Origin of the sequence: Butyrivibrio sp. VCB2001 (assembly GCF_000423965.1) — a bacterium.
Taxonomy (GTDB): domain Bacteria; phylum Bacillota; class Clostridia; order Lachnospirales; family Lachnospiraceae; genus Butyrivibrio.
Map to the genome: position 1 here is coordinate 160,303 of NZ_AUIZ01000006.1, position 23,695 is coordinate 183,997.

General features: G+C 44.9%; 19 protein-coding genes. 15 read left to right on the top strand and 4 right to left on the bottom strand.

Annotated features, from left to right (window positions below):
* Nucleotides 1-109 precede the first annotated feature (109 nt).
* The 9 genes from G589_RS0108705 (at nucleotide 110) to pgmB (ending at nucleotide 11,905) form a co-directional block, all read left to right on the top strand.
* Nucleotides 110-1,615 carry a sugar ABC transporter ATP-binding protein gene (locus tag G589_RS0108705; protein ID WP_035775714.1) on the top strand — a complete coding sequence of 502 codons (1,506 nt, stop codon included), beginning with the start codon at nucleotides 110-112 and terminating at the stop codon, nucleotides 1,613-1,615.
* A 15-nt stretch (nucleotides 1,616-1,630) separates the two neighbouring features.
* Nucleotides 1,631-2,596 carry an ABC transporter permease gene (locus G589_RS0108710; RefSeq protein WP_026521845.1) on the top strand — a complete coding sequence of 322 codons (966 nt, stop codon included), beginning with the start codon at nucleotides 1,631-1,633 and terminating at the stop codon, nucleotides 2,594-2,596.
* A 46-nt stretch (nucleotides 2,597-2,642) separates the two neighbouring features.
* Nucleotides 2,643-3,860, top strand: coding sequence for a substrate-binding domain-containing protein (locus tag G589_RS0108715; protein WP_026521846.1), 1,218 nt, complete (start codon nucleotides 2,643-2,645; stop codon nucleotides 3,858-3,860).
* 83 nt (nucleotides 3,861-3,943) lie between these two features.
* Nucleotides 3,944-4,957, top strand: a complete 1,014-nt coding sequence (locus G589_RS0108720; protein WP_022767631.1) for an ABC transporter permease — start codon at nucleotides 3,944-3,946, stop codon at nucleotides 4,955-4,957.
* A 13-nt stretch (nucleotides 4,958-4,970) separates the two neighbouring features.
* Nucleotides 4,971-6,668 carry a glycoside hydrolase family 3 N-terminal domain-containing protein gene (locus tag G589_RS0108725; protein WP_026519279.1) on the top strand — a complete coding sequence of 566 codons (1,698 nt, stop codon included), beginning with the start codon at nucleotides 4,971-4,973 and terminating at the stop codon, nucleotides 6,666-6,668.
* 18 nt (nucleotides 6,669-6,686) lie between these two features.
* Nucleotides 6,687-6,920, top strand: a complete 234-nt coding sequence (locus tag G589_RS0108730) for a poly(A) polymerase (protein WP_022767629.1) — start codon at nucleotides 6,687-6,689, stop codon at nucleotides 6,918-6,920.
* Between the two features lie 67 nt (nucleotides 6,921-6,987).
* Complete coding sequence (locus G589_RS0108735; RefSeq protein ID WP_026521847.1) at nucleotides 6,988-9,753, top strand: alpha-L-rhamnosidase; 2,766 nt, start codon at nucleotides 6,988-6,990, stop codon at nucleotides 9,751-9,753.
* Nucleotides 9,753-11,252: a family 43 glycosylhydrolase gene (locus tag G589_RS0108740; protein ID WP_051192275.1), complete on the top strand. Its 1,500-nt coding sequence runs from the start codon at nucleotides 9,753-9,755 to the stop codon at nucleotides 11,250-11,252. Before G589_RS0108735 ends, G589_RS0108740 begins: the two co-directional genes overlap by 1 nt.
* Before the next feature lie 14 nt (nucleotides 11,253-11,266).
* Nucleotides 11,267-11,905 carry a beta-phosphoglucomutase gene (pgmB, locus tag G589_RS0108745; RefSeq protein WP_026521849.1) on the top strand — a complete coding sequence of 213 codons (639 nt, stop codon included), beginning with the start codon at nucleotides 11,267-11,269 and terminating at the stop codon, nucleotides 11,903-11,905.
* On the opposite strand, the gene G589_RS0108750 is transcribed toward pgmB, so the two are convergent.
* Genes G589_RS0108750 through G589_RS0108765 form a run of 4 tightly spaced genes read right to left on the bottom strand, consistent with a single transcriptional unit; the run spans nucleotide 11,902 to nucleotide 16,442 of the window.
* On the bottom strand, nucleotides 11,902-13,395 hold the full coding sequence (locus G589_RS0108750) for an extracellular solute-binding protein (protein WP_026521850.1): 1,494 nt from the start codon (nucleotides 13,393-13,395) through the stop codon (nucleotides 11,902-11,904). The two genes, pgmB and G589_RS0108750, sit on opposite strands and share 4 nt — an antisense overlap.
* A complete protein-coding gene (locus tag G589_RS0108755) occupies nucleotides 13,395-14,198 on the bottom strand; it encodes an ABC transporter permease (protein WP_026521851.1) in 804 nt (267 codons plus the stop codon). The genes G589_RS0108750 and G589_RS0108755 overlap by 1 nt, the downstream gene beginning before the upstream one ends.
* Complete coding sequence (locus tag G589_RS0108760) at nucleotides 14,195-14,983, bottom strand: ABC transporter permease (protein ID WP_026521852.1); 789 nt, start codon at nucleotides 14,981-14,983, stop codon at nucleotides 14,195-14,197. Before G589_RS0108760 ends, G589_RS0108755 begins: the two co-directional genes overlap by 4 nt.
* A gap of 10 nt (nucleotides 14,984-14,993) precedes the next feature.
* Nucleotides 14,994-16,442 (bottom strand): ABC transporter ATP-binding protein, encoded by a 1,449-nt coding sequence (locus G589_RS0108765; protein ID WP_026521853.1) that lies wholly within the window; start codon nucleotides 16,440-16,442, stop codon nucleotides 14,994-14,996.
* A gap of 167 nt (nucleotides 16,443-16,609) precedes the next feature.
* Here G589_RS0108765 and G589_RS0108770 point away from each other — a divergent pair, with 167 nt between their 5' ends.
* The 6 genes from G589_RS0108770 (at nucleotide 16,610) to G589_RS0108795 (ending at nucleotide 23,650) form a co-directional block, all read left to right on the top strand.
* On the top strand, nucleotides 16,610-18,535 hold the full coding sequence (locus tag G589_RS0108770; RefSeq protein ID WP_026521854.1) for a subtype A tannase: 1,926 nt from the start codon (nucleotides 16,610-16,612) through the stop codon (nucleotides 18,533-18,535).
* A 100-nt stretch (nucleotides 18,536-18,635) separates the two neighbouring features.
* Nucleotides 18,636-19,283: an SGNH/GDSL hydrolase family protein gene (locus G589_RS0108775; RefSeq protein WP_026521855.1), complete on the top strand. Its 648-nt coding sequence runs from the start codon at nucleotides 18,636-18,638 to the stop codon at nucleotides 19,281-19,283.
* Nucleotides 19,284-19,377: 94 nt separating this feature from the next.
* Nucleotides 19,378-20,463, top strand: coding sequence for a S66 peptidase family protein (locus G589_RS0108780; protein ID WP_026521856.1), 1,086 nt, complete (start codon nucleotides 19,378-19,380; stop codon nucleotides 20,461-20,463).
* 159 nt (nucleotides 20,464-20,622) lie between these two features.
* Nucleotides 20,623-21,543 carry a flotillin family protein gene (locus tag G589_RS0108785; protein WP_026521857.1) on the top strand — a complete coding sequence of 307 codons (921 nt, stop codon included), beginning with the start codon at nucleotides 20,623-20,625 and terminating at the stop codon, nucleotides 21,541-21,543.
* Between the two features lie 97 nt (nucleotides 21,544-21,640).
* Complete coding sequence (locus G589_RS0108790) at nucleotides 21,641-22,375, top strand: spermidine synthase (RefSeq protein ID WP_196811862.1); 735 nt, start codon at nucleotides 21,641-21,643, stop codon at nucleotides 22,373-22,375.
* Nucleotides 22,376-22,522: 147 nt separating this feature from the next.
* Nucleotides 22,523-23,650 carry an RNA-guided endonuclease TnpB family protein gene (locus tag G589_RS0108795; RefSeq protein ID WP_035775717.1) on the top strand — a complete coding sequence of 376 codons (1,128 nt, stop codon included), beginning with the start codon at nucleotides 22,523-22,525 and terminating at the stop codon, nucleotides 23,648-23,650.
* The last annotated feature ends 45 nt before the right edge of the window (nucleotides 23,651-23,695 follow it).

The window sequence follows — 23,695 nt, forward strand, 5'->3', positions numbered from 1 at the left end:
AAAATTGTACATGTTTTTAGAAAGGGGTGACCTAGGGAAGGGTACCCTTTAATTTGTATAATTGTTTCATCAAGAGAACAAGTGATTATTCCATGACATGGAGGAACCTATGGAACAGGAATTGATAATTGAAGTAAAAAACATGACCAAGAACTTTGGGATCACTAAAGCGCTCAGGGGAGTCGATGTAAAGTTCTACCGTGGTCAGATCCGTGGTCTTATCGGAGAGAACGGTAGCGGTAAATCAACCATAACATCAATCCTTGCAGGTATGCAGAAGGCTACCAGCGGCGAAGCGTTTTATAAAGGACAGCCCTGGGATCCCGACAGCATGGTAGAAGCTCAGAAGGCCGGCATCAGCATGGTACTTCAGGAAGCAAATACAATTCCTAACTGTACGGTAGCTGAAAACATCTTCGCAGGACGCTTCGATGAATTCTCCAAGTTTGGAATAGTAAATATGAAGAAGCTCAATGCTGCAGCTCAGAAGATGCTCGATGATTTCAATATCACCCACATCAAGGCTGCTGACAGCATCAACAAATACGGCTTCGAGGATAGAAAGCTTATCGAGATTGTGAGATGTGTTTCCGAGGATACAGAAGTATTCGTTGTCGATGAGACAACCACAGCACTCTCTCATGAAGGAAGAAAGCTCATATATGACCTGATCCATAAGCTTAAGGACAACGGTAAGTCAGTAATCTTCATCTCCCATGATATGGAAGAGATTCTGGAGCAGTGTACAGATCTTACAGTTCTTAGAGACGGCGAGATAATCGGTCATCTTAACAGAGAAGAGATGGATATGCCCAACGCGGAACAGGTTATCAGATACATGATGGTTGGTCGTGAAATCGGAGATGCTTATTACAGAGAAGACTACGACATTTCACATGGCGATAAGGTTGCGCTGGAACTTAAAAACGTAACACTTGGAGAGATAAAGGACTTTTCACTTCAGGTTCACGAGGGCGAGATCATAGGATTTGGCGGACTTAGCGGCTGCGGAATGCATGAGATCGGAAGACTTGCATTCGGACTTGAAAAGCCCGAATCCGGAGAGGTCTTAAGAGAAGGTAAGAAGATACACAACTGTAATGACGCCATCTCAGCAGGAATCGGATATATATCCAAGAACAGAGATACAGAGGCACTTATCCTCGAGGGTTCAATTCAGGACAATATCACACTTCCTTCAGAGAAAGACCTGGCAAAGAAGCTGTTCATCAAACCTTCCGATGAAAAGAACTTATCGGATAAAGAGATTGATTCCTTCAGGATCAAATGTAATGACGGTAATCAGTGGGTCAACACTTTGAGCGGTGGTAATAAACAGAAGGTTTCATTTGCAAAGTGGACTGCCAAGGGTTCTGATGTGATCATCATGGACTGCCCTACACGAGGCGTTGATATCGGTGTTAAGCAGTTTATGTACGCTCTGATCGCAGAGATGAAAAAACAGGGCAAAGCAATAATCCTCATCAGTGAGGAAATGGCAGAGCTCATCGGTATGGCAGACAAGATCGTAGTAATGAAAGATTTTGCCATCAGCAAAGAGTTTACAAGAAGTAAGGATCTGTCAGAGACAGATATTATCGAATACATGATCTGATCTAGGAGGAAAGAGATGTTTTCAAAAGCGTTTTTTAAAAAGCATGTATATGATATCGCGGCGTATGCCGGTCTGGCAGCGACTTTTATCCTGTTTCTCATATTCAGTAGAGAGAACCTCTCCTACAACGTAGGAACAGTACTGCAGGCAGCATCAGCGTATGCGATCTTATCCCTGGGAGCTGTGTTCGTTTATTCCATGGGATTTATGGATGTATCAATAGGACAGCAGATAGGTGTTTACTCCATCCTGATGATACTTATCTCGAATAAAATGGGCGGAAGCATTGCAGGAGTGGTACTTGGTTTTGTTGTTATCCTGGCCATCGCTCTGGTGTGCGGAGCCTTCAACGGAGCAGTTGCCGTATGGCTCAAGCTCCCATCAATCGTAACTTCGCTGTTCCTTATGTTCTTCTTTACAGGAGCGCAGCTCCTTCTTATGGAGAGCACCGGAAACAACACGATTTCCATTGAGGCAAGCATTAAGCCCTCAAGCAGAACAGCTTATAACTGGATCATTTTGGCAGCGATAGTGATAGTTGCACTACTTGTTACATTCCTTTTCAACTACACAAAGCTGGGTAAATATACAAAGGCAATCGGAGCTAATGAAGTGGTCGCAGCTCAGAGCGGAATAAACACCACCAGATGGAAGGTAATAGCTTATATGACCTTTGGTGTGTGCGTAGCAATTGCATCCTTCATCATGCTGATGAGAACCGGAACAGCCGGAAAGGGAACAGGCGGCGGATATGCCATGGACGTAATGATTTGCCTGATCCTGGGCGGAATGCCTCTTTCAGGAGGAATGGTCTCAAAGGTAAGAAGTGCTCTGATCGGTACATTTACTTATGTGTTGCTGACAAATGATCTGACGACAATGGGTGTAGAGCTCAATTACATCAATTTCGTCAAGGCAATCATTTTCATAATCATTATTCTTATAACATGTCGCAAGAATAATGGGGTGTTACCAAGATGATTTTTACTGCTTTTGCAGGAAAAATACTTAATTTAAGGAGGAATTTATGAAGAACGCAGTAAAGAAATTTTTAGCAATGATGCTTGCAGGCGTAATGTCAGTATCACTTATGGCTTGCGGATCAAGCGGAAGTGGAGCAGCAAGTACAGATGGTGCTGCATCAAGTGAAAAGGCAGGCAAGAACTGCACAATCGGTGTAGCTTTCTATCAGGACAGTGGTCTTGCAACAGAGGCAACAAAAGCTTATCTCGACAACATGGCAGATACATTAAACTGCAAGTTTAAGTACACAGTATTATCTCAGACTGACGAAGGCGTAAACCTTACAAAGATCCAGGAACTCATCGCTTCAGGTGTTGACGGAATCATCTGCACAATGGATTCCGGTACAGCAGCTATCGTACAGGAGTGCGAGGCAGCGGGCGTATACATCGGCGGATACCTTTGCGATTACGATATTTCTTACACACAAGCTTATGATGCTGTATTTAAGAACGATCATTTCGTAGGAACAGCAATCGACGGTTATGCTCCTGATAACGTAGTAGTAGGACAGCAGATGTTTGACAGCCTTCTTGAGTACAACGAGAGAAACGCAGATGCTCCTATAACACACGTTTCACTGGCTATCTTCCCTGTATGGGCTTTCCCTGCACAGACACTTGCAGCTCAGCAGTTCATCGCAGCAGTTGACGAGTACAACAAGACAGCTGACGTTCAGATCACATGTGATCCTTTGAACGAGGAGACAGACGTTTTAGCATTCTCACCTATGGACAGCACATACTTTGCTAAGCACGAAGGCATTCAGGCAATCATGAGCTTCGCAGCAGGTACAGGTTTTGTATATCCTGTAATGGTTCAGACAGGAAACGATAAGAACATCAAGCTCTTCACAACAGGTTTTGACGGTGGTGAGGAGAAGAACTTCGGCAGCGCAGGAACAGGCACATATCAGCAGAACTGTGTAACAGCTGTTGAGACTATCACATATCCACTTGTACTTCTCTTAAACAAGATCAACGGCGTAGAGTTTAAGGACCAGCCTGAAGATGCAGAGAGAGTAAGCTGCGATCAGTTCATCATGAACAGTGATGAGGATATGGCAGCATTCCAGAAGAACATTTACTTCACAGCAAATGCTTCTGATGCACTCTTCACACCTGAAGAAGTACTCAACATGACAGCTTATGCTAATCCTGATGCTACTTACGAGCAGCTCAAGAAATCTATTTCAACACTTACAGTTGATTCACTTAAGTAATTAAAAGAAATGCTAATGAAATGGTAATGATGTGGGGGATATTTATTATCCCCCAGGCATCATCCTGGTAATGAGGAAACGATATGAATACAAATAAAGGCTTAGAGATATTCAAAAAAATAGGGTTATCTGTCATTTTTCCATTATTGATGTTTGTGGTGATGCTGATCATTACCGGTACTAATGAAAAATGTTATGTCAATGGAAAGCTGATCTTCCTTTCGGGAGATATGGTGCAGCAGGTATTTCTTAATGCTTCCATGACAATCTGCGTGGCTCTGGCAATATGGATCCAGCTCAAAAACGGAAGATTTGATTTCTCCGGCGGAGCAACCATGATCCTTACAGCTATTGTTGCAGGACACATTGGTTATGACACCAGAAACCCATGGCTTGCGCTTATTATTGCAGTAGTACTGGCAGTTGTCTTAAGCATGTTCACAGCAACTGTGTACATCTTAGGTCGTATTCCGATCATCATATGCACGATCGGTATGACTCTTTTCTATGAGTCACTTACATACCTTGTATTTGGTGGACAGGGTATCAGAGTATTTTACTCCACCGTGGAGACATCAGTATTCGGAAGACTTCCCGGAATCTTCCTTCCTGCAGGACTCGCAATACTTGCATTTGTGGTATTTACCTACTTTACCGCAGCCGGAAGAAAGGGAAAGATCTTATCAAACAACCAGAGAGCCGGTGTAAACATCGGTATCAACGAGAAAAAGAATGTATTCACAACATACATCTTTTCAGGAATCATCCTTGGATTTGCAGCAATCATCTACGTATCACAGCATGAGGTTGGCCCTCAGTCAGGACTTGCCACATCAGGAATAATGTTTTCTTACATCGTTCCTGTATTTATGGGAACCTTCATCGGACTTGCAAGCTGTGACGTTATCGGTATCGCGATCGCTGCAATCGGTATGGAAATCATGAACTACGGACTCAACTGTCTGAACCTTGGAGCAGGCGGATGGCAACAGATCATCCTCGGAATCTTCGTACTTGGATTCTACTCATTCTCAGCTCAGACAGATAAGATACAGGCATTATTTGCCAGAATGAAAGCCGGAAAGGCAAAAGCATAAAGAGGTTATTTCAATGGATTTAAAGGCAAAGCCATTTTATTTATCAGATGAAGATATTAAGTGGGTTGAAGAGACCAAGGCTTCTCTTACATTAGATGAAAAGCTCGGACAGCTCTTTTTCCCAATCGGATATTCCCCAAACGAGCAGTATCTGCAGTATGAGATACTCTCCAAGAACCCCGGCGGACTTATGTTCAGAACGGGAAAGACTGAGGAGCTGTTTGATGCATACTCATATCTTCAGACAAACAGCAAGGTTCCGATGCTTCTTGCAGCAAATCTTGAGGCGGGCGGAGACGGAATCGTACTTGAGGGAACATCATTCGGAAAGCAGATGCAGGTTGCAGCAACAGGAGATCCCGAGCAGGCATACAGACTTGCAAAGGTGAGCTGCAGCGAAGGACAGGCAGTAGGATGCAACTATGCATTCGCTCCTGTTGTGGATATCGATTATAACTATCACAGCCCCATAACCAACGTCAGAACCTATGGCTCTGACCCTGAGAAGGTCAAGAAATTCGGCCTTGAGTATATGAGAGGGGCAAAAGAGTGTGGCTCAGCAGTAGCCATCAAGCACTTTCCCGGAGACGGCGTAGATGAAGTTGATCAGCATATATTAACCAGCGTAAACAGTCTCAGTTGTGAGGAATGGGATGCGACATACGGCGACGTTTACAAAACCCTTATCGACGAAGGCGCTCTGTCAGTAATGGTTGGGCATATCGCGCTTCCTTCTTATCAGAAGAAATTTAACCCGGGCCTTCCCAAGAAGCTTATACCGGCTTCACTTTCACCTGAGCTTTTACAGAATCTCCTTAGAGATCAGCTTGGATTTAACGGAATGATAATCACCGATGCTACCCCTATGGTTGGCTTCCTCTGCGCAATGGATAGAGAAAAATCAGTTCCGTACTGCATTGAAGCAGGTTGTGACATGATCCTGTTCAACAAGGATTATGACGAAGATATTCAGTTTATGAAGAAGGGTTACGAGGAGGGAATTCTCTCTGAGAAGCGTTTGGATGAAGCACTTACACGTATTCTTGCCATGAAGGCTGCACTTAGACTTCATGAGAAAAGAGCTAACGGAACTCTTGTACCTGATAAAAAGAATCTTCCTGTTATCGGCAGCGATGAGCATGTTGCCTGGGCAAAAGAGTGCGCTGACAAGTCTGTGACACTGGTAAAGGATACACAAGCTCTTTTACCCATATCTCCTAAAAAGCACAAGAGAGTGCTGTATGAGATCATGGGCGGATGTGCTTCTGAGAAGAGAGTAGAAGAGACCTTTGTAAAGCTCATGGAAGCTGAAGGTTTTGAGATGATTCCTTACGTTAAAGAGGAATTTGATTTCAACAAGCCCATCAAGTTTGAGTCAGTTACCGAGTTCAGAAACAAGTATGACCTTGTTATCTATCTCGGAAATGTGGAGAATGCTTCAAACAAGACCACAGCAAGACTTAACTGGCACACCATCTTCGGAGCAGGCAACAATATTCCATGGTTTGTGGAGGTTGTTCCGACAATGTTCATTTCACTGCAGATTCCATATCATCTACTGGATGTGCCGATGATCAAGACCTACATCAATGCATATTCAAATCATGATTACGTGATCGAGTCAGTGGTTGAGAAGATCCTTGGCAAGAGCGAGTTTAAGGGTGTAAGCCCCGTTGATCCGTTCTGCGGAAAAGAGTACTTGGCATATTAACTTTGGAGGTAGACAAATATGGTAATCGACAAATTATCGGATTTCGAAGGCTTTTTAGAGGTGGTAGAGCAGTGCAAGGGAGATGTTGAACTGGTTACACCTGAAGGTGACAGACTTAATCTTAAGTCAAAGCTTTGCCAGATCATAGCATTATCCAGTGTATTCCCTCAGATTGCTGAGATCCCCAACGTTGAAGTATTTGCGCATCAGCCGGAGGATATGGAGAGGATCGCAAAATTTTTATTTAAGTAATTTGTAGCCTGGATATGAGAAATTCATGTCCGGGCTAATTCTCATATTTGATAAAGGGAAAACTAGTATGAAAATCGTTGATGTAAAGATAAATGGAATTGAAAATCCAATAGGGTTCTCATACCCGAAGATAAAGTGCAGCTGGAAGGTGGCCGAGACAACCGGAAAATATCAGGTACGCTCTAAGATCGTTGTAAGCGAAAAAGAGGATTTTTCCGAGATTCTCTGGAGCAAGGAAGACCACGATCTTGACTGGATCGGAGAGATTATAGATATAACTCCAAAGCCCAGAACAAGGTATTATTTCTACGTCGAAGTTACGGATGACGAGAATAATACTGCAAAGAGTGATGTATGCTTCTTTGAGACGGGCAAGATGACTGAGAAGTGGAAGGCTAAGTTCATTGGAACAAATGAGGAGCCTTCTTTCCACCCCTGCTTTGTAAGAGAGTTTTCTCTTGATGGGGTAAAAGAGATCAAGGAAGGCCGTATTTATGTGACAGGACTTGGTCTGTACGAGGCATATCTTAACGGCGTTAAGATCGGCGACGACTATCTTGCACCTTTCTGCAACGACTATAACAAGGGCATTCAGTATCAGACCTATGATATTACGGACCTTCTTGGGGCAGAGAACAAGCTCTCTATCATCTGCGGAAACGGCTGGTACAAGGGCCGTCTAGGTTACGATGGCGACGTTTCATACTATGGCAATAAATTTGGCGTCATTGCGGAAGTTTACGTAAATGGCAAGCTCACTGTCATGACAGATGAGAGCTTTAAATACTGCGGAAGCGATATTGTTTCCAGCGATATTTACGACGGTGAGGAGTATAACCGCCTATATTGGAAAGATAAGGAAAATGAGTATAAGCCTGTGACCGTATGGAAGGACAACAAAGATACAGTGGCAAGGCTTGTGGAGAGATACAGTCTGCCTGTTGTGGTAAAAGAGACTCTTCCTGTAAAAGAGATCATCGATACCCCTGCAGGTGAGAAGGTGCTGGATTTTGGTCAGAATTTTACGGGATATGTGTCCTTTAAGTCAAAGCTTCCAAGCGGAACCAAGGTTGTTCTTGATTTCGGCGAAGTCCTTCAGGAGGGCAATTTCTACAATGCCAACTACAGATCTGCCAAGGCACAGTTTACCTATGTTTCAGACGGATCAGATGAGACTGTTCGTCCACACTTTACCTATTATGGATTCAGATATGTGAGAGTAACAGGCTGGGAAGGTGAGCTTCGTGCAGAGGATTTCACCGGAAACGTAGTCTATTCAGACCTTGAGACCACAGCGACCTTGGACACTTCAGATGCCAAGCTGAACAGACTTGCAAGCAACTGCTTGTGGGGACAGAAGTCCAACTTCCTTGATATGCCAACAGATTGTCCTCAGAGAGATGAGCGTCTTGGATGGACCGGAGATGCACAGGTTTTTGCTCCTACTGCCTGCTTTAACATGGACACGAGAGCTTTCTACAGAAAGTTTTTATACGATCTTCATCTGGATCAGATGGATCACGACGGGATTGTTGCTAACTTTATTCCAAATATCAGCAAGGCTCCCAGCGGAAGCAGCGTATGGGGCGATGTTGCCACATTCCTGCCAATGGCTCTGTATGAGTACTACGGAGATGAGGATGAGCTTAGGGCCAACTATCCTCTGATGAAGGACTGGGTGGATCATGTCATTCATGAGGACGAAGAGCACGGTGATACCGGCCTTTGGAACTTTGGCTTCCATTTCGGTGACTGGCTTGCTCAGGACGGAATCAGCCCTCAGAGTATGAAGGGCGGCACAGATGACTATTTTGTGGCATCTGTCTACTACTATGAATCACTTATTAAGGCAGGAAGCGCAGCCAGAATCCTTGGCTATGTCGATGACAGCATAAGATATGCAAAGCGCGCAGAGAAAGTAAATACCGCGATCTTAAACGAGTATTTCTCACCCAGCGGAAGACTTGCGATTGATACACAGACAGCGTACCTTATCTGCCTCAAATACAAGATTTTTATCAGCAGGGACAAGATTATTAACGGCCTTAAACTCAGGCTCAAAAAGGACTGCTACAAGATTAAAGGCGGCTTTGTAGGAGCTACAATGATGTGTCAGGTGCTTGCTGAGAACGGTATGGAGGATATTGCCTACTACATCCTGTTTCAGGAAGGCTTCCCCGGATGGATGCACTGCATTAACCTCGGAGCAACCACTATCTGGGAGAGATGGAACTCTATCCTTGATGACGGAACCATCAGCGGAACAGGCATGAACTCGCTCAATCACTATTCATACGGCTCTGTCATGGAGTATGTTTACCGTTTTATCGCCGGAATCCAGCCTAATTCAGCAGGATTTAAGAGCGCATATATTGCGCCTCAGCTCAGCTCGAGGCTCAGGTATGTGAACTTTGAGTACAACTCTGTAAGCGGTAAGTATGCATCCTGCTGGAAGATAAACGATGACGGCACAATAACTGTAAGAGCCGAAGTCCCTTTCGGATGTTCTGCGGTTTACAGACTGCCCGGAACAAACGGCGAGGAGGTACAGCTGGAGGCAGGAGTTTTTGAAAAGACCTATAAGCCCGCCAGAGATTACAGGCTCATGTATACCATGGACACAAGGCTTGAGGAATTTGCCGAGGATAAAAGAGCTCTCGACATAATAAAAACTGATCTTCCCCTTGCATATAAGCTAATAGAAAGCAAGGACGTAGAGAGCCTTGGACTTACACTAAATGAGTTGCAGACCATGTTCTTTATGGGCTTTAACCCGCCTATGGTCATGGCAGCGGCAGAGAAACTGCTTGCACTTAAAAAGGAGTGGAAATAATGAGACAGGTTTTTAACCCCTATTTGCCGCTATATGAATATATTCCCGACGGAGAACCAAGGGTATTTGACGGAAGAGTTTATATCTACGGATCACATGATTTCGCAGGCGGAGAGAAGTACTGCATGGGAGATTATGTGACCTGGTCTGCACCTGTAGAGGACCTGACAGACTGGAGATATGAAGGCGTTATCTATAAGAGAACCCAGGATCCTTCAAATGCAGATAACAAGATGGATCTGTGGGCTCCGGACGTAGTAAAGGGCGCAGATGGCAGATATTACATGTATTATTGCTTCTCTTTTAACCCGGAATTTGGCATGGCAGTCAGCGATTCACCCGCAGGACCTTTTTCCTTCTACGGACATGTTGAGTATCCGGAGGATGTGATGGGAGGAAAAGAGCTTCACGAGAACTTCCCGTTTGATCCCGGAGTACTGGTAGATGATGACGGAAGAGTCTTTTTATACTACGGATTCAGCCCGGCAAAGCCACTTCCTGCGCCTCCGCTTGAAACATTCCTTGAAATGGGAATGAGCAGGGAAGAAGCACAGGCGCAGCTTCAGGCTATCGCTAATACCAAGTTTTCAGATGGAGCCTTTGTTGTAGAGCTTGATAAGGATATGCTCACAGTTAAGGGAGAACCCCATCTGATGGTTCCCGGTGAAAAGATTGCAGGGGGTACAGGATATGAGGGACACGGCTTCTTTGAGGCCTCTTCGATGCGCAAGATAGGAGATAAGTATTACTTTATCTATTCAAGCTCAGTTAGTCATGAGCTGTGCTATGCTACATCTGACTATCCGGACAAAGAGTTTACCTACGGCGGAGTGATCGTATCCAACGGAGATATCGGCTATAAGGGAAATGTAAAGCCCAGAGCCATGATGGGCAACAACCACGGAAGCATTATCGAAATAAATAACAAGTGGTATATATTCTATCACAGGCAGACTCACGGCACTGAGAGCTCAAGACAGGGCTGTGCTGAGGAGATCCATGTTGCAGAGGATGGCAGTATTGCACAGGTTGAGCTCACAAGCTGCGGCCTTAACGGCGGAGCTCTGGCAGGCAAGGGAACTTACTCAGCTGCCATTGCATGTAACCTTATGTGCAAAGAGAATGACAAAAAGATTGTTTACGGACAGTCTCTTAAGGACTCTCAGCCCTATATTTTCCAGAAAACCGCTGAGAAGGAAGAGGAGTCGGAGCAGTATATCGCAAATGTCTTTGACGGTGTTGTTGCAGGATTTAAGTATTTTGACTGCAAGGGCGTTAAAAAGATCCGGGTAGAGGCAAAGAGCTATGGAAACGGTAAGCTTCTTATATCGCTGGATTCTGAAGATTCTGCGCCGATTGGCGAGATCTCTTTTGCGAAAGCAGATGATGGGTTTGCAGAGTATGAGACAAGCGTAGATATTCCGGATGGGATCCATGGCCTGTTCTTTAGCTTTATAGGTGATGGAAAGATTGATTTTAAGAGTTTTACATTGGAGTGATGAAAGGAGCTGTTATGAAATATAAGGCTGTAATTTTCGATTTGGATGGGGTTATCTGTTTTACGGATGAATATCATTATCTGGCGTGGAAAGAGCTGGCAGATGAGCTGAATATTCCCTTTGACAGGACAATAAATGAGAGACTCAGGGGTGTCAGCAGAATGGATTCTCTTGAGATAATTCTTGAGAAATACACAGGTCCTGCGCTTTCAGACGAAGAGAAGGAAAGACTCGCTACCAAGAAGAATGATATCTACAGAAAGAGTCTTGAGAAAATGTCTCCTGCAGATCTCTCGGATGAGGTCAAAGAGACTTTAAATGCCCTTAGGGATAAGGGACTTAAGCTGGCTATTGGTTCATCCAGCAAGAATACCAAGTTTATACTTCAGAGAATCGGCCTGGAAGGTTTCTTTGACGCCATAAGTGATGGCACAAATATCACAAGATCCAAGCCGGATCCGGAAGTTTTCTTAAAGGCTGCTGAGTTTGTGCTCGAGGAGCCAAAGGACTGCCTTGTTATCGAAGATGCCGAAGCCGGCATAGATGCTGCAGTTGCAGGCGGATTTGATGGTGCCGGTATCGGAAGTGCAGCAAACTACTCCAAGGCAACTTATCATCTGGACAGCTTTAAGGATATTTTGGAATACGTTTAATTGTAGAGCTTTTCCTTTGCGGCTTTTTGACGCAGGAGAAATACTACTACAGCGCAAATCGCCAGTATGATGGCAGCCCATACCCATACAGGAACAGTAAGGATGTTAAAGCACCTTACGCGGATCCACATACGGTTGATGACTTCGCTCTTTGCCTGGTCGAAGTAGACCATGATGGAAGCGCGGTCTATGACCTCTGAAGAAGGGTACTGGGCGCCTAATTGGCGTTTAAGCTGTTCCTCGGGAACAGTCAGCACATAATCTTCATCATCAGGGTCTCCTGAGAAGAAATATCCAACGGGGTAATCTGTTGCCTCGTCTTCATCCTCTGCACCGTAATTCCACTCAAGATATTCAAATACGCGTCCATCGTCTCCTCCGGAGATGACAGAGGTATATCCGATATAGTACATGTTGCGGATAGCGTTATCAGGTCTTGAAATAAAGTTGATGAATGCTTCTGCAGCCTGCTGTTTGGCAGGATCCTGGGAAATTCCCTTCTTGAGCATTACCCATCCGTCAAAGTATATATTGGTACTCTCCTTAGGAGCAGCGAAGTTCAAGTAGTAATCGTCTTCTTCGGCCTGATCCATGGCATATACAGCATCTCCGGACCACTGGTAGTTTGCAACAACCTTACCTGTGATCATATCGGCTTTTCCTGAGTCTGTTTCAAAGGAATACAGATTGTCTTTTACCTTCTGCAGATACTCTTGCACGTTATCCACTGTCTCCTGGGAGACATCATTCATCTCGGTCTGAAGGGCCATGGCATAGTCCGGTCTTGATCTGAATTCTTCGGATGTCAAAAGATCTGACTTAAGAGCGCCGACAGCGGCAAAATAAGCGTCTCTGACATTGTCTTTGATGGTAACCTGTCGGCGATAAGCCGGGTTTTCAAGAAGCTTCCAGGTAGAAGCTTCCTCTTCGCTTACAACATCGGGATTATATACAAAACCGGTTATACCCCACATATATCCTGCAGCGCAGCGATCCCAGGTAACCCCGTTAATATCGTGAGTCTCAAAGATGTTTCTGATGTAGGGAGAAACGCCTTTGATGTAGTAGTTGGTTTCTATCTCGGGGTCAAAAAACTCATCTGAGAGGGGCTGAACCATATCATCTGCCATGAGCTTCATGATCATGTACTCCGAAGGGCACACAAGGTCATAAACATCGCCTATTGTGAGCATGTTGTAGAGATCTTCGTTGGTACCGAAGGTGGAATATTCGACATTAACTCTTTGGCCGTAGGTCTCGTAATACCATTCCTCAAAGTCATCAACCATGGAATTCTCGCCAAAAATATCGCCGCTCTCAAGGTCAATCACTTCGTCTTCACCCCAGTCCCCCTGGTCTATATACTCTTCCCAGTTGCAGATTCGCAGTGTTACGGGCTTCTCAGCATCTGAAGTAGCGTATACCGGACGGGAGCAGGTGGTAATAACGCTTGTTATTATAATAATAGCCGTTAGTAGTCTTGCTTTCATCAGGCTCTCTCCTCTTTAATTGCTCGTCGCTCGAATTTCAGATTCCTTACGGCGACGATAATGATAACGATCAGAAAGATCAGCGTTGATAATGCCCACAGCGCTGTCTTTATATGAGTCTGCGAACCTTTTGTGGCGTTGACTACGTAGGTGCTGATGGTGTCAAAGGTTGCCGGTTTGGTATAGGTTGCAATGAAATAGTCATCCAAAGAAAGTGTTATCGCCAGTGAAAAACCGGAGATAATACCTGAAAGTATCTGAGGAACAACCACCTTGGTAAGTGCCTGGAAAGGTGTAGCGCCAAGGTCCAGAGCAGCTTCGTAAAGGCTGGAATCCATCTGCTTGAGCTTAGGGATGACAGAGAGATATACAAAGGGTGCGCTCAGTGTTACATGGCCAAAAAGCAGCGGAATGAAGCTGTCCTTGTTAATGCCCAGAACAACTACAAGCAGAATGCACAGCGAGAAGCCGGTAACAACATCAGCGTTGATGACCGGAATCTGGTTTACTGTGTCCATTACTGCTGTTGTACGTCTCTTTGAATAGAAGGCTCCTATTGCGCCTAAAGTTCCAAGGAGAGTAGCAAGCAGTGCTGATGCCAGGGCAAGCAGGATCGTGCCCAGTATCATCTCCTGAAGCTCAGGGGTAGTGAAGAGCGTCACATAGTTTTTCAGTGTAAAAGAGCGTATGGCTCCGATCTGCGTTGAATCAGTGAAACTGTACAGCGCAAGCACAAGGATCGGTACATATAAGAAGAGGATGACCAGAATCGGTATTCCAGCCCTAGCTATCTTTTTTGTCATAACAGTGCACCTCCTGCCTTAGCTGTTTCGCCCCTGTCGTCATCATTAATGATGTTGAAAATACATATGATGCCCAGCAGGATAAGTGCAATCATGGAACCACCGTTCCAGTTGTATGCGGAGAAGTAGCTGCCGATAAGACTACCCATGATGTAGGTGCTGTTGTAGAGCATATCCAGTACCACATAGTTGGTCATTGCAGGCAGAAGCACCATGGATACTCCGCTTATGATGCCCGGAAGAGAAAGGGGCAGTGTTACGCGCAGGAAAGCATGCCTGTCGTTGGCACCCAGGTCTTTTGCCGCCTCGATCAGAGAAGCGTCCATCTTGGCAAGGGTGTTGTAGATAGGCAGGATCATGAAGGGCAGGAAATCGTAAGTCATACCAATAACTGAGTTAAGGAACGGATGGTATGCAAGATTTCCCTCTATCAGGTCCAGGATCTCCTTGAGCGCTGTAATACGGAGCGAGAAGTTGATCCACATGGGCATGATGAAGATCATGATAAGTACGGTATTTTTCTTGAGTCTCCCTGTGGTGAGAATGTAGGCAGTAGGATAAGCCAGCAGCAAACATACAGCTGTGGTTGTAAGCGCAAGGGCAAAGCTGTAGAACAGCGTTCCCAACGTATTAGGATCAGTAAAAAAGTCTGTCAGGTTCCGGAGCGTGAATTCCCCCTGTCCGTTGGTAAAGGCGTAGTAGAACAATACCAGAAGCGGAGCCACTACAAAGAGCAACAGGAATACGGCATATGGGATACCTAAGGTTTTTCTGGAAAATCTCATATGCGCCTCCTTATTTCTTAACGGTAAATTTCATCTTATCAAGAGGCAGGATAAGGCCGACTCTGTCGTCCATATTCCAGAGATATTCATCATTAACAATGAAATCCTGCCCGAAATCGGTGTTGATAACGTAGCTGTAGTGGTCTCCCTTGTAAATAAGGTTGCTGATAAAGCCTTCTACCAGTACCTGCTCGTCATCAGTGTTATCTATCATGCGTATGTCGCCGGGCTCTATAGCTGCGACAATATGTATCTTGTCTGGATCAATGACCTCTCCGTGCTCGTCCAAAAGCTCGTGATTTTCATTTCTACGGCTGCCTTTGATGAGCTGAGTCAGGCTGACATCAAGCTCTTTATTATTGAACTCGAGACGGTGATTTCTGTTCATGTCTACGTGGAAGAAGTTGGTGTGGTTCTCGGCAAGCATGATATGGATGCCATCAGGCTCAACCTTGATGCCAACGTCACTGCCTACTTCTGCAGACTTGGTGTTCTGGATCACAACTTCATATCTGCCGGACTGAACGGTTATTTCATAGTGCATTCCCTTAAAGATAACAGATGTTACCTTTCCGCGGATCTGTCCGTCTCCGGGAGCTACAAGTTCAATATCTTCGGGACGTACAACGGCAGTGATCTGAGTACCCTGAGGCACATCATCGACGCACTGGAACAGACCACCTGCAAAACGCGCCTGCATGCTGCCGGTCATAATGCCGTTAAAGATATTACTCTCGCCGATAAAGTCTGCAACAAAGGCGTTCTTGGGCTCGTTGTAGATATCTTCCGGAGTTCCGATCTGCTGGATCTTGCCCTCTGCCATGACTACGATCTTATCGGACATGGTAAGAGCTTCTTCCTGATCGTGGGTTACGTAGATGAAAGTGATGCCCAGCTCATCGTGCATAGCCTTAAGCTCTATCTGCATCTCTTTTCTCATCTTGAGATCAAGAGCGCCAAGAGGCTCGTCGAGAAGCAGGATTTCAGGCTCGTTGACCAGCGCTCTTGCGATACCTACACGCTGCTGCTGACCACCTGAGAGGGTGGAAACGCTTCTTTTCTCAAAGCCTTCAAGGTCAACCAGCTCCAGGACCTTTTTGACCTTCTTCTTGATCTCATCTGCCGGAAGCTTTTTTAGCTTTAAGCCAAAGGCGATATTATCAAATATATTCATATGGGGAAACAGAGCATAGCGCTGGAACACCGTGTTGATGGGTCTCTCATACGGTGGCAGTTGCGAGATGTCTTTTCCATTCAAAAGGATATCTCCGGAGGTCGGCATGTCAAAGCCGGCGATCATCCTAAGAGTCGTGGTCTTGCCACAGCCTGAAGGTCCCAGGAAGGTGACAAATTCCCCGCGCTTTACCTCCAGATTAAAGTCCTCAACAGCCTTGAAGCCATCTTCGAAGATCCTGTTGATGTGTTTGAGTTCGATGATGTTATCGTTCGTGTTCCCCATTTTGGTAAGCTCCTTATCAAATCGCAATTCACTGTTTTCTATTTTATCACGTGGACGCTTTACTGTGGGAAAAAGTATATGAATTCTTAATCTTTCTTTTAAGTACGTTTTAAGTTGGATGCATATTATTGCTTTCAGACGAGCAAACATTTTAGGAGGAATGATCAATGATCAATAGAAAGATTATTTTGGCAATTATTCTGGGCACTTCAGTTGCTCTTACAGCGTGTGGGAGCGGTGCAACAACAGAAACACAGGTAAGCACTACGCAGGAGAGCACGGCGGAATCAGCAGGTGCAGAAAATACAGCCACAGAGGCCACAACAGATGCGGACTCAGCAGAAGAAACATCAGAGATAGTAACAAATCTGCCTCAAATAGATAATACAAAATGGCAGTACAATGAAGAGGACAATGTATACTACCAGCTTGGAATTCAGTATTGTGAGAATCCGGCTGATACAGAGTATGAGGAACTGGCGATAATTGTTCCGGCAGCTTACATGGATGCTACGGACAATGGAGACGGAACATATACATGTACGCTGAATACTACGGCTGAAATAAACGGATATACTGCAGAGACGGCACCAATCGTGTTCCCCGTAAATACACCCGGATATTCAGCACAGTCTCCAATGACTGAGTACAGCAGCGCATCAGAGTATACAGATGCAGGATACATCTATGTGCATGCAGGATGCAGAGGAAGAGATGCCGGAGCACCGGCCGGTGTTACCGATCTTAAAGCAGCTATACGTTATATAAGGTATAACGATGGCAATATCGCAGGAGATATGGACAGCATCTTTACATTTGGTATGTCAGGTGGTGGTGCGCAGTCAGCTCTTTTAGGAGTGACAGGTGATTCTGAGCTCTATGATGACTATCTTGAGGCAATCGGAGCTGTTATGGGAGTCAGCGATTCTGTGCTTGGATCCATGGGATGGTGTCCTATCACATCACTTGATTCTGCTGATGCAGCCTATGAGTGGATGATGGGAACAACTAGATCAGGTCTTACTGATGAGGAACAGAGCATTTCAGATGGCCTCACTGTTGCATATGCTGAATATATAAATAGTCTTGGGCTTACAGATTCAGAGGGAAATGCGCTTACCCTGGAAGAGAGCGAAGACGGAAGATATCAGGCTGGAAGCTATTATGAATACATGGTTAGCGTAATTGAGGAGTCGCTGAACAATTTCCTTGCAGATACTACGTTCCCGTATGATTCAGATTCTTCAAGTCAGGGACATCAGGCCGGAATGGGACCTAATGGAGGAAACGGAGGTCCCGGCGGTGGAAACGGTGGTCCCGGAAACGGAAATGGAGCTCCGGGCGGAGAAATGCCTGAGGGCGAGAAACCTGAAGGCGAGATGCCCGGCGGTGATATGGCAAGCGGTGCAGAGACCGGCGAAGTTGATTACACTGCTATAGACAATATATCAAGAACTGAGAATAATTCAGGTGTTTCAATTTCCGGAACCTTCGAAACCGCACAGGATTATATAGATGCACTGAACGCAAACGAAACATGGGTAACCTACGATGAGGCAACTAATACCGCGACAATCACAAGCATTGCTGATTTTGCAGAGGCGGTTAAGACAGCTTCCAAGGGCATCGCAGCATTTGACCAGCTTGATGAGTCACAGGGTGAAAATACTCTCTTTGGATATGGAGACGGAGAAGGTGCTCACTTTGATTCAATGCTTGTGTCAGTTTTGAGCGAGCTGGGATCAAGTTACGTTGCGGATTTTGAAGAGGACTTAAGCCAGGAAGATGAACTCGGACACACAGTAGATTACAGATTAAATATGTATTCGCCTCTGTACTACCTGCTTTCAAGTTCAGAAGGGTACGGTACATCAAATGTTGCTAAGTACTTCCGCATAAATACCGGATTATGGCAGAGCGATACTGCGGTTAATACTGAGGCCAATCTGGTTCTTGCGCTCCAGAACTATGGTTCAGAGGTTGATTATAGCTTTGTATGGGGCCAGGAGCACACAACAGCTGAAAGAGACGGCGATTCCACAACCAACTTCATCGAATGGGTAAATGCCTGTGTAGCAGCTGAAGCTGAATAAAATTAGCTCTTGAAAAAGACATTTAATAATATTAGCCTTCTATTAGGAAATTAGAAATTCCTGATAGAAGGTTTTAATTTTTGGAGGAGAGTAAAAGGAAATGAAGTTAGAGGGATTAAAAATCAATTTTCTCGGGGACAGCATCACAGAAGGTCATGGAGTATCTGATCCGCAGAACTTCTACTGGAGGAGGTTTGAGAAGGATGGCTGTATCTGCCGAGGCTATGGAATCGGTGGAACAAGAATAGCAAATCAGCAGGTTCCATACGATGTTGTTATGGACCAGTACTTTGCATCCAGAGTAGATGCAATGGATGAGGACGCAGATGTTGTCGTGCTTTTTGGCGGAACTAATGACTATGGTCATGGAGATGCAGCTAAAGGCCATATGAGCGATCGCACACCCGATACATTTTATGGCGCTTTGCATGATCTGTATCAGAAGGTTTTAAAGAAATATCCCGGAGCAACAGTTATAGTCATGACTCCGCTTCACAGAACAGAGGAAGACAGGGTATATAATGAGGTCGGCGTTCGCAACTGGGGTACTCTTTTGGATTACGTTGAAGTGATCCGTGAAGTTGCCCAGTACTATGCACTTCCTGTAGTTGATCTCTATAAAGAGAGCGGTATTGAGCCTCAGGAAGATTTCATACGAGAGAGATACTGCCCTGACGGTCTTCATCCAAACGACGCCGGACATGAGATAATCTACAAGCTCCTTAAATCCAAGCTTATGAATATGTAAGCTGATGAAGCACCCCCAGTGACTCATTGTGACAGAAGTGTGATGCAGACATTGTTAACATGGGTTTATGCTAAACAAACAGGGGGTAAGTATTATGTTTAAGAAGAACAAAGGAATCGTATTAGTGTCAGTAGCATGTGCCCTTATGTTATCGTTAGTTGCCTGCACGAAACAGGAACCTTCCGGAAACCAGGAAGAAGAGTTTATAACAGAAGGCGAAGACACAAAGACAACGGTGGAGTACCGGGAGTATACCGGCAAATACAAGGATTTGTTCCTTGCGCAGGTTGATAAGATCGCCGTTATCTCGCCTTCGGCGCTGCCAAGCAGACAGCAGGTAGATTCTACAATAGAAGGACTGAAGGCCTGGGGATATGAGCCGGTTGAAGGAAAGCATGTCTGCGCAGAGACACGCACTCTTGATGATATTTTGGATGACCTCACCTGGGCACTGGAGGATCCTGAGATAAAGGCTATCTTCTGTGTTCGAGGAGGATATGGAGCATCTGAGATTGCGGATGTGCTCCCGGAGGATATCATTAAGACATCTAATAAGCTGATCATAGGCTACAGTGACATAACAGTTTATCACTCAGCATGGACAAATGCAGATGTTGCTTCAATACATGCCTGCATGAGCGGAACGTTTAACGGATTGCCTGATAGCTGCGTTGAAGCAGAAGAAAAAATCCTTAAAGGTGAAGTTCCGACATATACATGCGATAGCGGCACTTACTGCAAGGAAGGCGAGGCCAAGGGAATACTTATAGGTGGCAATCTGTCTACATTTACCGCGGTCATTGATTCTGCCTATGATTGTACAAAGTCAGGACAGCCGTACATTCTTTTCCTGGAAGATGTGGGTGAGGACGTACAGCATATTCACAGATATCTAACGATCTTAAAGCATGCAGGTGTGCTTGATGGCGCATCAGGCATAGTGTTTGGCGAATGGACAGAGCTACCTTCGGACTTGGGCGATTACAGCGGAAAAAACAGAGGCGGAGAGTACAAATCTATTGCTGATATGATCTCAAGGCAATTCCTTCCGGAACTGGATGTTCCGGTTGCATTTGGATTTCCTGCAGGACACGGGGATATAAATTATCCGTTGCTTATGGGAGAGACGGCTGAACTCAAGGTTGGAGCAGACTCTTTTACATTGTCTTGTGGACAGTGACTCATTTTTTCTTGTTTTGGAAAATATAATAATGTAATTCACAAAGCCCGGTATGTATTGTAATACCGGGCTTTCATATAATTTCTTTAACAACAAACGATACTTAAAAAACTTAAGTATCACATTTAGGCCAAAGGCCTAAGAAAGAGAGGAGATTGTATGACACTACAGGCTATTTTATTATTTGCAATGATCGCGCTTATCATCCTGATCATTGTTGCAGGATATGTAAAGGCTCCTCCAGACAGAGCATATATCATATCCGGTATGAGGAGAAACCCCAGAATCCTGATCGGACGCGCAGGAGTAAAGATTCCGTTCTTTGAGAGAGTCGATAAATTGTATCTTGGACAGATGACTGTTGATATCAAGACTGAGCAGTCAGTACCCACAAACGATTTCATCAATGTAAACGTAGATGCTGTAGCAAAGGTAAGGATTGGAACAGACACAGAGTCCATACAGCTGGCTGCCAAGAACTTCCTGAATAAGGATCCTGAGCAGATCACAATGGACCTTCAGGATTCTCTGCAGGGTAACATGCGTGAGATCATCGGTACACTTGCTCTTAAGACCATAAATACTGACAGAGACAGCTTCTCAGATCAGGTTATGGAAAAAGCTTCAAGAGATATGAGTAAGCTTGGTATTGAGATTCTTTCCTGCAACATCCAGAATGTTACAGATGAAAATGGTCTCATCAGTGATCTTGGTATGGACAATACCGCTAAGATCAAAAAGGACGCTGCTATTGCAAAGGCTCAGGCCGACAGGGATGTAGCAATCGCACAGGCTGAAGCCGATAAGGCTGCCAACGATGCGAGAGTTCTTGCACAGACTGAGATTGCAAAACCTCTTTCACAGATCGACAAGATCAATATCTATGGTACAGGAGACGGCTCCAATGGAGCATCACAGATTTCAGGAAATATGCCAATTGTCATGAAACAGGTATTTGATACCATGTCAGAGGCTACAGGCGTTGATTTCACAGAGATCATGCGTGCCGGAACCTATGATGCAAAGGTTAACAAGAACATCAACATCACAGGTGCTGATGTATCGGTAGAAACTAAGTAAAGAGCTTTACTAAGTAAAGGAATCCACTCCCATTCATATAATGGGGGTGGATTTTTGATTGCAGAAAAAGCATAATGACTATATGAGTGCAAAAAACATGACATTTATGCAAATGCTCAGGCTGGCTGTGGCGCCGAAAACCGTTTATCAGTCAGATGACGGGCACATAGTAATCCTCGACAGGATCGAGCATAAGAGGCCGGTAAGGCTTCTTTTGTATGACGGAGTGCGGGAATCAGGGGTGTATCTCGATGAGAATGGGGACACAGACCCGCTGTTTTACTATATGCAGTCGTTAAAAGAGATATCTCTTTTCTATGAGGGGCTTGATAAGGCGCTTCTGATAGGCGGCGGAGGGATGGCATTTCCAAGGTATTATATAAGTTGTGTGCCCGGTGGCAGGATGACTGTTGTTGAGAAGGATGCGCGGATGCTGGATCTGGCGCGCAAGTTCTTCTCGTTCGCAGAGAATGACAGAGTAAGAGCAGTTGTTGGCGACGGAATAAAGCATATCTCGCAGCTTGCACTGGAAATAGCCGCTGATGAAATTGGGAGTGAATCCAAGAAGTATGAATTTATTGTGTTTGACGCATTTGAGGGCAGAAAGCCGGTAAAAGAGCTGCTCTCAGAGGGAGTGCTCAAGCTGACATATCAGATAACAAGAGCCGATGGCATTCTTGCTATCAACATGCTTAACGAATCCGAGGGAGTCATATCAATGCAGACTCACTTATGTCAGGCGATACTAAAGAAAATCTATAAGAATACTAAGATCATCAACTGTCCGCAGGGCTGGAACTGCATACTGATGGCCTCGGACAGGGAATTATAATAACGTGCGAAAAAACCCCTTCCGATGAAGTCGGTTGTGGGATGAATCGCACTGATGTTTAAATTTTGTAATGCGAGAACATATGTTTGCCAAAGAGCTGCAAAAGTGCTATAATACTAGCATAAGACAAGTTTTGGAGCAGCTTCTATGGATGAGTATATCTACCTCAGATATCAGTACCGCATATTTCCCAATGACTTACAAAAAGCAAAAGCACAGATTACTGCTGACTGCTGTAGGTTCGTCCACAACTACTATCTAAACCTGAGAAGTCTTGCATGGCGCACTCAGCACCGCAGTATGAACTACAATGCCTGTGCAAATGACCTGAAGTACTTAAAGCTTGTTTACCCCTGGCTGGCGCAGGCTGACTCCATGGCACTTCAGGAGGAGCTCAAAGACCTCCAGAGATCCTTTGAAAACTTCTGGCATGGGGATGCTTCTTATCCCTTGTACCATGCCAAGAAAAGTACAGGGATCTCATTCAGGACACGCAATCAAGCTGATGGCATAAGGATATCTGCCGATAATAGGTACATTCATCTTCCTAAGCTTGGCTGGACAAAGATCAGGCTTTCTCGTCAGGTTCCAGGAATAATAGAAAATGCCACCCTAATACAAAAGCCTTCGGGGAAGTATTTTGTATCACTGACGGTAAAGATAGCATCATCTGTTGTTACAAAACGCAATGACGGAAATGAGCATGGCCTTGATCTGGGACTTAAGTCATTCTATATCCTGGACGATGGGACAAAGAAAGATAATCCCAAATACTTGTACAGATATGAGAATAAGCTAGTCAGAGAACAGCGTCGTCTTTCACGTATGAAGAAAGGTTCTTCAAATTGGCGTAAGCAGAAGCTCAAGGTTGCACGCCTTCATGAAAAGATATCAAATACAAGACATGACTTTCTGCATAAAGAGAGCACGTATCTTGCCAGGAAGTGTTCCCTTCTATGTATTGAAGACCTAAATATAGCAGGGATGACAAAGAACCACAGACTTGCAAGATCCATAAGTGATGTATCATGGTCAAAGTTCATATCAATGCTCGAATATAAGATGGCGCTTCATGGTGGCATGCTTGTAAAAGTACCAAGGTTCTATGCCTCAACACAGACCTGTCATATATGTGGACACAAGGAGCCGAAAACCAAAGCCCTTAGTATCCGCAAATGGACATGTCCTGAGTGCAAGGCTATGCATGACCGAGACGTAAATGCTGCGATAAATATCCTGAGTAAAGGACAAACCTTGCTGCATTCAGTAGCATAAACGAAATATAGGTACCGTAGGGACTACGGGAACCAAACGCCTGTG